General features: G+C 52.1%; 13 protein-coding genes. 8 read left to right on the top strand and 5 right to left on the bottom strand.

What is annotated here, in order from left to right:
- Window positions 1-33: 33 nt before the first annotated feature.
- The gene (locus ACULM0_RS08245) at window positions 34-423 is read right to left on the bottom strand and encodes a hypothetical protein (RefSeq protein ID WP_463677074.1); all 390 of its coding nucleotides are present in this window, start codon (window positions 421-423) and stop codon (window positions 34-36) included.
- Window positions 424-470: 47 nt separating this feature from the next.
- A complete protein-coding gene (locus ACULM0_RS08240; RefSeq protein WP_463677073.1) occupies window positions 471-2252 on the bottom strand; it encodes a M3 family oligoendopeptidase in 1782 nt (593 codons plus the stop codon).
- A gap of 362 nt (window positions 2253-2614) precedes the next feature.
- On the opposite strand from ACULM0_RS08240, the gene ACULM0_RS08235 reads away from it, so the two are divergent.
- Window positions 2615-3853 carry an RNA-guided endonuclease TnpB family protein gene (locus ACULM0_RS08235; RefSeq protein ID WP_463677072.1) on the top strand — a complete coding sequence of 413 codons (1239 nt, stop codon included), beginning with the start codon at window positions 2615-2617 and terminating at the stop codon, window positions 3851-3853.
- 239 nt (window positions 3854-4092) lie between these two features.
- Here the strand turns inward: ACULM0_RS08235 and ACULM0_RS08230 are convergent, their stop codons facing one another.
- Window positions 4093-5448, bottom strand: a complete 1356-nt coding sequence (locus ACULM0_RS08230; RefSeq protein WP_463677071.1) for a sensor domain-containing diguanylate cyclase — start codon at window positions 5446-5448, stop codon at window positions 4093-4095.
- A gap of 223 nt (window positions 5449-5671) precedes the next feature.
- Here ACULM0_RS08230 and ACULM0_RS08225 point away from each other — a divergent pair, with 223 nt between their 5' ends.
- The 5 genes from ACULM0_RS08225 to ACULM0_RS08205 all read left to right on the top strand — a co-directional run bounded on the left by ACULM0_RS08225 (window position 5672) and on the right by ACULM0_RS08205 (window position 8406).
- Complete coding sequence (locus tag ACULM0_RS08225) at window positions 5672-6124, top strand: NfeD family protein (protein WP_463677070.1); 453 nt, start codon at window positions 5672-5674, stop codon at window positions 6122-6124.
- A gap of 2 nt (window positions 6125-6126) precedes the next feature.
- Window positions 6127-7065: an SPFH domain-containing protein gene (locus tag ACULM0_RS08220; RefSeq protein WP_463677069.1), complete on the top strand. Its 939-nt coding sequence runs from the start codon at window positions 6127-6129 to the stop codon at window positions 7063-7065.
- A 294-nt stretch (window positions 7066-7359) separates the two neighbouring features.
- Window positions 7360-7734 (top strand): DUF2089 family protein, encoded by a 375-nt coding sequence (locus tag ACULM0_RS08215; protein ID WP_463677068.1) that lies wholly within the window; start codon window positions 7360-7362, stop codon window positions 7732-7734.
- Window positions 7735-7749: 15 nt separating this feature from the next.
- Complete coding sequence (locus tag ACULM0_RS08210; RefSeq protein WP_463679871.1) at window positions 7750-8118, top strand: SHOCT-like domain-containing protein; 369 nt, start codon at window positions 7750-7752, stop codon at window positions 8116-8118.
- Between the two features lie 135 nt (window positions 8119-8253).
- Entirely contained in the window at window positions 8254-8406 is a 153-nt protein-coding gene (locus tag ACULM0_RS08205; RefSeq protein ID WP_463677067.1) for a hypothetical protein, read from the top strand.
- A gap of 61 nt (window positions 8407-8467) precedes the next feature.
- Here ACULM0_RS08205 and ACULM0_RS08200 read toward each other — a convergent pair whose 3' ends face one another.
- Together ACULM0_RS08200 and ACULM0_RS08195 are read right to left on the bottom strand one after the other, a co-directional pair.
- Complete coding sequence (locus tag ACULM0_RS08200) at window positions 8468-9799, bottom strand: DUF2254 domain-containing protein (protein ID WP_463677066.1); 1332 nt, start codon at window positions 9797-9799, stop codon at window positions 8468-8470.
- Between the two features lie 3 nt (window positions 9800-9802).
- Window positions 9803-11347 (bottom strand): amidohydrolase, encoded by a 1545-nt coding sequence (locus ACULM0_RS08195; protein WP_463677065.1) that lies wholly within the window; start codon window positions 11345-11347, stop codon window positions 9803-9805.
- A 262-nt stretch (window positions 11348-11609) separates the two neighbouring features.
- On the opposite strand from ACULM0_RS08195, the gene ACULM0_RS08190 reads away from it, so the two are divergent.
- Window positions 11610-11939, top strand: coding sequence for a PadR family transcriptional regulator (locus ACULM0_RS08190; RefSeq protein ID WP_463677064.1), 330 nt, complete (start codon window positions 11610-11612; stop codon window positions 11937-11939).
- The gene (locus ACULM0_RS08185) at window positions 11926-12492 is read left to right on the top strand and encodes an HAAS signaling domain-containing protein (RefSeq protein WP_463677063.1); all 567 of its coding nucleotides are present in this window, start codon (window positions 11926-11928) and stop codon (window positions 12490-12492) included. The genes ACULM0_RS08190 and ACULM0_RS08185 overlap by 14 nt, the downstream gene beginning before the upstream one ends.
- Window position 12493: the final 1 nt, after the last annotated feature.

The raw sequence follows: 12493 nt of genomic DNA, 5'->3' as shown, positions 1-12493 counted from the left end.
AACCCGTGCGCAGAGGCGCACGGGTTTTTGGGTTCAATCGATAAGATCGTCAATATTATGGTTGAGAAAGTTGTTCATAGCCTCTTTTTCCTTCGTGAGAAAGGCCTTGATCTGGTCATTGTGCCCCAGTTGCTTGGACAGATAGTCCAGTTGCAGCTTATTGACGACGTTCTCGCAGAGGGAGGCCGTTTTCTCAACTTTTTCCGGGAGGTAACGCATCAGGTCCAGCCAGATGTCATCGTAATCAGTGCTCCAGATCTTGTCGAGGTTGCGATTATCGACGATCATGGCCTTATAGTGTTTCTGGTCGAGGCGGTCTTTGATCTGCCGCGTGAGCGCTTTCGCTTCCGGGGCAGAGAGATGGGCATCGTTGTTGATCCAAAAGAGATAATCACCTTTGTCGACAAGATAGTTTTTCTTCATAGCCTCTGTACCTCCTCTCCTTAAGATGATACCCTCGGACCGGTTGGTCAATCAACCAGGTCAACGAAGGCATCAATCTCGTCGATGACCATTTGCAGAGAGCGATCCCAGAAAGCGCGGGTCGTCACATCGATTCCCACGGAAGCGGTTACGTCTTCGATCGTGGCTTTGCCCGTGTAACGCAAGAGGTTATCGTAGCGCGGGATAAAGGTTTCTTTTTCCTCAAGGTAGAGAGCGTAGAGCCCCTTGGCGAAGAGAAGCCCAAAGGCATAGGGGAAGTTGTAGAAGTTCTGGCCGGCACTATAATAGTGCGGTTTGTTCTGCCACATGTGGGGGTGTCGGACCTTGGGATCGAGCCCATCGCCATAGGCTTCGTCTTGCGCCGCTAACATCATGGCACTCAGCGTGTCGGCCGAGAGAGCCCCCTGCTTTCTCCGGGCGAACAGTTCGCTTTCGAAGAGAAAACGCGAATAGATATCGACGATGACCTGGGTCTGTCCCTGCAAGCCGGATTCGAGGAGATAGCGTTTTTCGTCACCCGAGGCCTTTTGAAGAAGGGTGTTCTTAATGAGGGTCTCGCAAAAGATGCTGGCGGTTTCGGCTAGGGGCATCGGGTAGCTGGTGTTGAGCAGCGGTTCTTCGGCGATCCGGTGCCCATGGTATCCGTGGCCCAGCTCGTGGGCTGTGGTGAGCACATCGGAAAGGCTACCGGTGAAGTTGAGGAGGAAACGGCTCTCTCCGATGAAGGGGAGGTTGTAGCAAAAGGCACCCCCTCGTTTCCCCTTGCGTGGCGATACATCGATCCACGCTTTTTCGAAGGCCATTTCAGAGAAATCAGCGAGATCACCAGAGAAGCCGGAGAAGACCTCTCGGATCAGCTCGCGGGTTTCATCGATGGTAAAGCGTCGATCGGTTTCTCCCACGGGAGCAAAGAGATCGTAGAAGGGGAGTCCATGGTCATGACCGAGACATTGCGCCTTCGCCTGGAGATAACGTCGGAAATGGGGGAGGGCATCCCGCATGGACGTCAACATGGCATCGAGGGTCTCCTTGGAGAGCCGACTGTTGAAGAGGCTCTCTTCAAGGGGGCTATGGAAACCTCGTGCCGTCGACGTGGTCAGCACCTCACCCTTGATACTCGAAAGAGCCAGGGCGCTGAGCGGAGCACTGCTCTTGTAGGCGGCAAGTTCGGCTTCATAGGCTTCTCTTCTTCGTTGCGGGTCGGATTCATAGGCCATGTTGCGCACCACCATCAGTGGGAGCTCCGTCTCTTCGCCGTCAAGGGTAATGGGAACGGTCAAATCGGCGTTGAGTCGATTCTGAAGGGTTTCCCAGGCTTGTGATCCGGTGTTTTGCAGCCGTGCCATGAGAATCTCCTCAGCTTCGGAGAGCCGGTGGGTGGCCCGTTGCCGGATCCTATCGAGATAGAATCGGTGATCAAGCAAACGAGGGTCGGCTGCGACCAAAAGGTTGAGCTGTTCGTCTTCGAGCGTGAGGATCCATTTTTCGAAGGCAACTTCGTAGGGGGTCAGCTCGGATCCCAGGGCCTCCAGCCGACTGATGTAGCCGATGGCCTCCTCATCGCTGGTATCGGTTGAAAAACGCAAGTTGCAGTAGGCGAAGAGGCGCCCGAAAACGGTGCGCACCTCTTCCGTGCGGTCGAGGTAATCATGCAGTTCCTCGGACGGTGTATAGGCACCTGTGAAGTGGTCCTTTATCACCTGGTTCATGAGAGTGGGGAGAGCGATCGCGCGCTCTAGGTCCTCTAGGAAACGCGGATCATCAAAGTCCTTGTAGAGGCTGTTGAGTTGCCAGCGGTCTTGGGTCATGGTGTTCCTCCTTTTCATCACATGTTGATGATTTAGCGCCTGCACACTCGTGACTTCAGTCGTGAGTTAGGGCGTTTTTTTTCGCGCAATGTGCTCAATATTTCCTGTCGAAGGAACAGAACATATGTTACAATAATAGAAAGGTGATTTCATTAACAAAAGAACTTTGAAGTTGTAACGATATACATTCGAGTCGTAACTTTGGGTTTTCATACCCAAAAGACATGATGAGTGACAATATTTTAGATTCGCCAAGGATGAAATGAATGCAGTTTGCTGTAGCTCACAGATGGAATTATGCACATCTACTGATGAAAATCAAATCCGAAGATACGCCAGTCTCAAAAGGAGAAGGAGTACTCATGGGTAAACGAATGACGGTCAAAGAAAAAAACGAGGTATTGGCTAAACAGGGTCTTCAGTTGAAACACTATGGCCTTGTTCTTCGTGTTTATCCTACTGAGGAACAGGCGATTCTCATCAACAAGACCATCGGATGTGCCAGGATGATCTACAATAAGTATCTCGATGCGAGGAAAACCTATTATAAGGAGAATGGAGAGAAACTTTCGGTTGGTAGGTACAAGAAGGAGACCATGGTGCCACTGAAGTCCTCTGAGGACTATGGTTTCTTGAAAGAGGTCGACAAATTTGCTTTGGAAGCGGCTTGTGAACATGTCGAAGATGCGTACGGTCGCTTCTTCACTCGTCAAAACCGATATCCGAAGTTCAAATCAAAACGTAGCGCCAAGAAGGCTTATACAACCAAGATGACGAACAACAACATCGAAATCATTGGTTCTTCTCACATCAAGATACCGAAACTTGGGAAGGTGTCCACGGCAAAAGTAAAGACAGCAAGAAATAAGGGGATACTCAAAAAAGTCAGAGGGGGTCAGGCAAGGATCTTAAAAGCGACGATCACCCTGAAGGGTTCTAAGTATTATGTTTCCCTTGCTCTCGAAGAGACGATCGAGTTGGTAAAGCCCTTGGAGATCGAGCATATTGACGCTTCAAAAGCAGTCGGTGTTGATCTTGGCCTCAAGACCTTCGCCACCATCTCCAATGGTGAAAACACCGAGTTCATCGAAAGAGCCAAGTACATCCAGGCGTCGGAGAAGAAGCTGGCCAAGCTCCAACGGAAGTTGGCAAAGAAACAGCTCGATTCACAGAATTACAAGAAGGTAGCACAAAAAATAGCCAATTTGCATGCCCATATAGCAAACCAGCGAAAAGACTTCGCCCACAAACTGAGTACCCGGTTGGCCAACGAAAACCAAGTGGTTGTACTGGAAACACTGAGTATCAAGGGCATGGTCAAGAACAAGAAACTATCGAAAGCCATATCAGATGCGGGATGGTCTCAGTTCATCACCTTCCTGAAGTACAAACTGGAGTGGCAGGGAAAGCATCTTGTACAGATCGACCGTTGGTATGCCTCATCTAAGATTTGCTCTTCCTGTGGGGAGAAACACATCGCTCTTACGCTGAGTGACAGAGAGTGGTGTTGTAGTCACTGCGGTGCTGAGCACGAACGGGATGAGAATGCAGCCATTAACATCAGAAATCAGGGTTTAGATACATTAGGCATCTCAGCCTAAGCATAACCGGTACCAAGTGTACCTGCACCGTTGGGACAACGGGAAGTGCCTGTCACATTTGTGAGCAGAGCCAAGCTCTGTAGGAGGCTTTGTAAGACTTGGGTTGCTCCTGCATTCCAAGCGGTAGCCGGTGAAACAGGAAAAAGTGGTCGTCGCCGAAGGCGATAACCGAATCCCGTGACTTCAGTCATGGGTTGTTCAATAGTAGTTACCCGAAAGAAAAAACGAAGAACACCCGATCAGGAATTCTTCGTCAATTTATGCTTGTACATCCTGTCATCGGCAATTTTAAACAGGATTTCATAGACCATGGATTCATCCGGAGCAGCGCTGAGGCCATAGCTAAAGCGAATGGGGATGAGCTTCCCCTTGTACTCGAGGGACCGATCAGCGAGTTTCGTCGAGAGATGCTCCATGCGCTCTTTTGCCTCGTCCAGTTTTGTGTGGTCGAAGATCACGATGAACTCATCGCCGCCGATGCGGGCCACAAGATCGCCTGCCTTCAGAATCGACTTGATCGCATCGACAAACTGGACGATGGCACAATCTCCCGCTGCATGACCAAAGGTATCATTGATTCCCTTGAGACCATCGAGGTCCATCATCGCTAAGACATAGGGGGAGAGATGCTTGGCGCGTTCGGTGGTGAAACGGTCCAGGTGATCCTCGAAATAGTTGCGGTTCATCACATCAGTGAGCTTGTCGTATTTGGAGAGATATTTGATCCGGTGGATGAGTTCGAAATTTTTCAGGGCCAGCGACATCTGACCGGTAAAGGTCTGGACCATCTGCAGATCTTGTTCGGTGAAGGCCGATTCGTCGTTTCCGTCGATGTTGATCATGGCGTAGATTTCATCGTTGAGATAGATTGGGGCCGAGATGCTGGAGGACAGTTCAAGTGAGAAGGCCCCCTTGAGGTTGATGAACATTTGATCGGATAGATGCTCTCGATAGAAGGTCTCGATATCCGGGATAACGATCGGTCGATCCATTTTGCCATCGGTAGCGATGAAAACAAAGGTGTCACGAAGCTCGAGTTTTAACTGTCGGAGCTCCTCTAGATCATAGCCAATGGCGCTGACGAAGCGCATGTTCCCATCGGCATCCTGGATCCTGAGGAAGCTCCCCGCCTTTGCTCCGGGGATGATCTCGACAAGACTGGTCAGGATGTAATCGAAAAGGTCGCTTTCTGAATCGATAGTAAAGATTTCATTGCTGATCGAGAGGACGTATTGGTTGATGGTGTTCGCCCGCTCGAGGCGGCGCTTGATCAGAGAGTAATCGGCAATAATCGATTGCTTTTTCTCCAGCGTCTTGCGGTACTCCTTGCGGATCGTGGTGAGTTTTTCGTCCAGGGGCATGTTGCTATAGGTAAGTTCAGGGTTATAGGTGGTGAGAAAGGATAGGATCTGGTCGATGACCCGACCGTGCCGGGATAAGGCCACATGGGTCACAAGGAAAATCACGAGGCCGGTGAAAAACAGTTGCCAGGGGAGTGCTCTTCCGGGAAAGAAATACACCGGTAGAGCGATGGCCAGTAGGGATAAGAGGATGAGGGCGATGCGTAGGGCAAGATACTTGAATGATCTCTCCATGGAATCGTTCCTTTCTGCGGTCTTTTCAATAAGTATACCCTATATCCAGCGTTTTGAAAAAACTAATGATCTCTGCTGAAGCTTACGAGGGCGTTCATGGTGCTTTAAGCCTTTTTTAATATTTTTAGGCTATGATGAGAGTAACTCAAATAAGGGAAGCAGACTGCTCTTAACAATAGTACAGACGGACGGGCAGCTTTCTCACATGAAAGGTTGTGAGGTTATGTTTGATCTGCAGGTCTCCATGTCGATCATCTGGACGGTCCTGATCATCGTGTTTACACTCATCGAGGGATTTTCGCTCGGGTTGACATCCATTTGGTTCGCGGTGGGTTCGCTGGTGGCTCTGGTCGCCTCGGCCTTCCACGTACCGGTGCTCGTACAGATTTTGATTTTCGCTGTTGTATCTACGCTCACGATCCTCTATGCACGTCCCATCACCATCCGCTACTTGAAAGTGGGCGAGACGAAGACCAATGCCATGAGTTTGATCGGTAAAAAAGGCTATGTCGTGAAGTTGATCACCCCGGAGGCCACCGGACAGGTGAAGGTTGCTGGCCAGATCTGGACGGCCAGAGCCGATGATGAGAGTGATCTGGAACCCAAGACCCCAGTCAAAATCCTGGGGATCGAGGGTGTCAAGCTGATTGTGCATGAGATAGAAAAGGAGGACTGACCATGTTAGGATTCATTATTTTTCTCGTATTAGGTTTACTGCTCGTCTTGCTCCTTGCCATGAATATCCGGATCGTTCCTCAGTCGGATAACTACGTGATCGAACGTTTGGGTGCCTTCCACGATACGTGGGACACGGGACTGCACATGAAGATCCCGTTGATCGACCGCATTGCCAACAAGGTGAGCATGAAGGAGAAAGTGGTTGATTTTCCACCCCAGCCCGTGATCACAAAGGACAATGTGACCATGCAGATCGACACGGTTATCTACTACCAGGTGACCGATGCCAAACTGTACTCTTATGGGGTGAACCGACCGATCCCGGCCATCGAGAACCTGACGGCCACAACGCTCCGAAACATCATCGGTCAACTGGAGCTGGATGAGACCCTCACCAGCCGGGACTATATCAACACGTCGATGCGAAGCATCCTGGATGAAGCGACAGATCCCTGGGGCATCAAGATCAACCGCGTGGAGGTCAAGAATATCCTCCCGCCTGAAGATATCCAGGAAGCGATGGAGAAGCAGATGCGAGCTGAACGCGAGCGCCGCGAATTGATCTTGCGTGCGGAAGGACAGAAGCGGTCGGCCATTCTCGTCGCAGAGGGAAACAAGGAAGCGGCCATTTTGGACGCCGAGGGTCAACGTGAATCGGATATCCGACGCTCCGAGGGTGAAGCCCAGGCGATTCTGACGGTGCAGGAGGCCACGGCCCGTGGTCTAGAGATGATCCGGGAGGCCAAGGTCGACCAAGCCGTGCTGACGCTCAAGAGCTTTGAGGCACTCGCTCGTGTGGCAGAGGGTCGCGCCACGAAGATCATCATCCCCAGCGAACTGCAGAATGTGGCGGGCCTCGTGACCACGGCTGCGGAGCTGATGAAGAAGGAAGAGCAGACCGTTGAACCATCGGGACCAGTCGATCCAGACATGAAATAAGCCAAGTCTTACGATAGATCGTTTGCCCGCGAAGGGCAGACGATCTATTTTCATGTTCAAATCCGAAGAAGGTGGAGATAATGTTCCATTTATGTGGAAATTATTAAGCAAGACCTTAACTTTATTAAGAAAAGATGTCGAAAGATAAAGAAATGATTATTGCGGTTGACAAATTGATCATGCGGGTGTAAGATTTACCTGTAGAAATCAATAAATGGTATATGGTAATTAACTTTATTGATTTAATTCAACTTATTTATTAGTTATTTCAATTCATAGATTGGAGATGGTTCTGTGCCACATAAAGTCATCGGGAAATGCCCGGTCTGCGAACACGACATGAAGGTCACCAAACTCAGTTGCGATCATTGCCATACCTCGGTGGAGGGAAAATTCGAACTGGACAAGTTTTCTACGCTCTCGAAAGAGGAGAAATACTTTATCGAGATTTTCTTAAAGAACAGAGGGAATTTGAAAGAGATGGAACGGGATCTGGGCGTATCCTACCCTACCGTCCGACGACATCTCGAACAGGTGATTGCATCGCTCGGTTACGAGAAGAAGGAACCCAAGGTGGAAGTAGACAAGAAAGCCGTGCTCGCTCGATTGGCAGCCGGTGAGATTACTTCTGAAGAAGCACTCGATCAATTGAAGGGTTACGAAAAATAAGGGAGGTGTCCGTTGATGAATCAAACAGAAGAACGATTGCAAGTGCTGAACATGATCAAAGAGGGTGTGGTCACACCCGAGGAAGGGCTGGCGCTTTTAGATGCGGTCGGCGAAGATACGGAGGATGTGCGATTCGAACCATCGAGAAGCGGTAAGAAATGGCTCGTCATCAGGGTCTTCGATCCATCGGAAAAGGCGAAGGTCAATCTCAAGGTACCGCTGTCACTGGCGACCTTCGGACTCAAGATGGCCAAGAAAAAATCCGCGGATCTCGAGGGGATCGACGTGGACGAGATCATCCAGATGATCGATGGGGGTAACGAGGGAAGCCTCGTAGATATTGATACAGAGAACGGGGAGAGCGTTAAAATCTTCATCGAGTAGCGGGACCCATGGGGGGCCCCTCAGGTGGATGACCGTCCTAGCCGATCTCATACCTTGAACTTGAAAACACAACACAATGCTTCGGAAGGTGCAGGGCACCATCGAAGGAGATCGATTCCATAGGAGGAACATCCCATGAAAGAAAAAAAGATTCAACTGAACAGACTTCACATTCGCATCCATCTCGAGCGGAAAGAACATCCGCTGGAGCGTATCCATCATAAAGACCGCAGACAGTCCAATCCGAACGATTGGGCGCATCGCGAGATCATGAAGGGTTTTTACTAGAAAAGGCAAGAAGAAGCGCCGGCGTTTTCCCCAGGGGGAACGCCGGCGTCTTTTTTCGTGGTCAATTGTTGTTTTTCGGCTCCACCAACTGGTTCGCAAAGTCCGTGTGGAGGTAGGCGTCGATCTTGGCCAGTTTGCCTCTTAAGAAATCGAAGTCCAGATCGCTGGCGGTCTGTCTGTCGAAGCCGCTGGCCAGATAATCCGTCAGATCCTCCAGCGGTTGATTGATCCCCATGCGGTTCTCCTCGGCGATGATCACGACGGCATCGAGCATCGCCGACATGACCGAGACATCCTGACGGCCGTAGAGTCTCAACTGGAAGAAGGTCTCGTAGAGCAGATCGGAAAAGGGCTCATCCTGGTGGATCAGCCGGAGCTCCCCTTCTTTATCGTAGAAATAGGTGTGCTCGATTTCCGAGCTGGCGATGCGGGAGAGGATCATCCCTAGGTTGTGGATGCACAGCACGGCGGTATTGGGATCGTTGATCCCTGGGGAGAGGGCCCGCAGGGCGATCTCCACGAGTTTTTTGAGTCCGAAGGCCACGTCTTCATACATGTCCCGCTCCCGGGCGATGGTCAGGTAATTCCTGAGACCGTCGACCTCTTGATCCTCGCGGATGGGCCAGATAGAGAGCACGTGGGTCTTGGTGGTAAGGTAGTCTCCCACAGATTTTTCGATCCGAACGACAACATCTTCCTCCGTGGCACGGTGCAGCAGACCCTTGTGGTCGATCCGCTGGATATAACCGATGCGACTGGATTGCACCACGCGCTTGGGTAGCTTTTCCCATCTTTCGTGATCCTCCGGCACTTGGTTATCGATGGTCTCAGCTTCATACCGCTTGGCCAGGTTGTCCACCGTGGTCAGGATTCGATCGGTGAGACTGGCGATCAAACGGTTCACCTGGATCGAGGTGGCCACGTGATGGATAAAGTAGGCGAAGAAAGCCAGGCAGATCAGGGCGATCAGGATACCTACAGAGGCAGAGAGCATGTACTCGGTCCTCAGGTTTTTCATCAGATACAGTGAGAGCAACGAGTAGACGAATCCACCGATGAATACGCCGAGCACCCTTTGGGTGGTGGTATTGGTGATGAAATCTTCTAGTGTTCTGGGGGAAAACTGGCTGGTATAGGTCGTGAGCACCACCATGATAGTGGAGAAGGTGATGGTGGTCATGGTGAGAAGCGAGGCGGTGAGTGTCGATAGGATCTCGCGTCCGAGGTCAATCGGAAGCAGGAATAGATCGTATCCGTTCACGATATAGGGGACCACCGTGGCGTCGATGAAACCCATGGCCAATGCGATGATCGCCGCCCAAATTGCCAGGGTGGAGGGAATGAACCAGACCTGCCTGTGCAGTCGGTTCCAGTACCGTCTCAGTGTGCCCATGGTCTACTCCTCCCTGTGGGTAACCTTCCCGTCGACCAAGGTCAACAGGACCCGTGTCGACCGGATCTCCTCGGGGGAGATGGACTCGAGGTGGCGGTCGAGCACGCAGAGATCGGCGGTAAAACCGGGAGTGACTCGGCCCTTTGTCTTCTCTTCGTAACTAAAGTGGTAGGCCGTCTCGGTATATCCGCGCAGTCCCTCGGCGAGGGTCAGTGCCTCTTCGGGGAGAAAGGGGGCCTTACTCTGTCCCAGATCCTGTCTCGTCACAGCACAGAAGAGACAGGAGAAGGGATCTGGTGAGACGATCGGTGCGTCGGTGCTCAGGGCCGTGGGTACCGTGTGCAGAAGCGTTTTGAAGGCATAACTGCCCTTGATCCGCTCGCCAATCCGATCCTTGACCACAAAGATATCGTCGGTGATAAAGATCGGTTGGATCATGGCACCCACCCCATAGCGTTCGAACTTTTCCAAGAGTTCCGGTGAGGTGATCTGGGCGTGTACGATAGCATGTCGTCCCTCGTCACCGTAGGCCTCGTGAATCGAATCGAGGGCCAGTTCGATGGCCGCGTCGCCGATTCCGTGGACGGCGGCATCAACGCCGTGGGCCGCGGCCAGAGCGATCTGGCGCTTCAGTTCTTCTGGTGGGTGGTTCAGGATGCCGTCGGTCGATGGATCATCGGAATAGGGTGCTTTGAGTTTGGCGGTACGTGCCCCCAAGGAGCCGTCGAGCAAGATCTTCAGGGGACCGCGTCGAAAACGTCGACCTGGGGGATCCATCCGGTACCCTTCTTCTAGAAAGCGCTCGAGGGTATCCGAGCGACGGAAGAGACTCTGTTCATAAACGTTGAGCAGCAATTGGCCAGAGGTCTCAAGGTCCTCGTAAGCGTCGAAGACCATCTGCTCTTCACCGGGCAGAACCGCGGAGAGATCGTCGCTGAAGACGCTGGTGATCCCTAGGGAGAACATCTCGGCTTGGGCGGCTAGGATCCCTTCCTTGAGGTCCTCGATCGTGGGACGTGGGACCTTGTCGAGCAAAAGGCCCATGGCGTCTTCCTCGAAGAGACCGGTGGTGCTTTGCTTCTCTGTAACGGCCTCTTGACTGAGAAGAGCGATCGCGGCGCTGTTGGCCACGAGGACGTGGTGGCAGTTGCGCGTGAGAAGCACAGGGTGTTCTGTGGAGATACGGTCGAGATCCGACCGCGTGGGCATCCGCCCCTCCTCCAGGTAGGTCTGGTTCCAACCGTGTCCCTGGAAGATATCGCCATCGGCCAGAGGATGGTCGACCATATGCTGACGGCAGATTCTTATGATCGCATCGATGCTCTTGACCCCTTCGACGGAACACTGCTTGAGGGACAATCCGTGTCCGAGCAGGTGTAGGTGGGCATCGACGAACCCGGGATAGAGATGCCCGCCATGACCGTCGACTAGGCACGCTTCCGTTTCGGATGTCGTGCCCGGAGGGAGAAGATCCAAAATCTTTCCCTCTTCAATCAAGAGTTCCACGGGTTCAAGCTGATAGTGAATATTTTTCAACAGAGTGGTCATGGGTAGACTCCTTTCCTCAGGACGAAGGACATTGGTACTCTTTGTTAGGATTTTTTCTTCTTGCTTCCATTATACGCCATCTGGTGCGAAGGGCAACCGCCGGTTAATCGGCGGTCATCACCCTCGGGGGATCGGTTAGCTTGTCCGGGTGGAGGTCCTCTCATGCAGGGGAAGCTAAAGTCCTCCTTAACTCTTAACAAGGTACCTTGCCATAAAAGGTAGCGTGTGATAGAATAATCCCGACGAAAGAAAGGAGCGCCCTATGAACATACAATTTAAGAAGGGTGTGCTGGAGCTCTGCGTCCTCTCGATCCTCGATCAAAAGGATTGTTATGGCTACGAGCTGGTGAGCATGATCTCGGAGCGCATCACCATATCGGAGGGAACCATCTATCCATTGTTGAGACGGTTGACAAAGGAAGGGTACTTTGAAACCTACCTGAAGGAATCGAAGGAAGGCCCACCGAGAAAATACTATCGACTGACCAAGCAGGGTGAAGAGGCCAAGGAACTCTTGGCTTCGGAGTGGCGTAGGTTCACAGAGGGTGTGGACCAGCTGGTCAAGGGGGGAACAGCGGATGAAGAAGCATGAGTTCTTGACAAGATTAGAAACGGCCCTCTCCGGCTTACCGGAGGAGGAGCGGTCGGAGATCCTGGCGGATTACCGGGAGCATTTCGAGATGGCCATGGCAGATGGACAGTCGGAAGAAGCCGCCGGTGAGGCCTTGGGTTCTCCCGAGCAGCTAGCCAAACAGTACCGCGTGCGGACATTGGTGGCCCGGGCTGAGGAGGAACCGAGTTCTCGCAATCTGCTCCGAGCGATCGTGGCCACCCTGGGACTCGGGTTTTTCAACATCGTGTTCTTGCTGGGGCCCTTCCTCGCCCTCTGCGGGCTGCTGGTTGCCTTTTTCGCCGTGGCCGTCGCTTTGTTCGTGGCGGGTTTCGCGATCATTGTCGGTGGCCTGCTTTCCTCCGTATTCACGATTTTCTCTGGCATGGCCTTGGGCGGATTTTTCCTCGGTGTAGGCTTCATCGCCCTGTCCATGGCCATGATGCTGATCGGTCTGAAGGCAGGTCAGCTCATTTACCGACTGACCTTGCGTTATTTGCAGATGAATAGTCAGATCATCAAGGGGGAACGATAGT

Source organism: Halotolerantifilum yawarlongkerapense (genome assembly GCF_054506745.1).
This window is presented reverse-complemented; position numbering and strand designations above follow the sequence as displayed.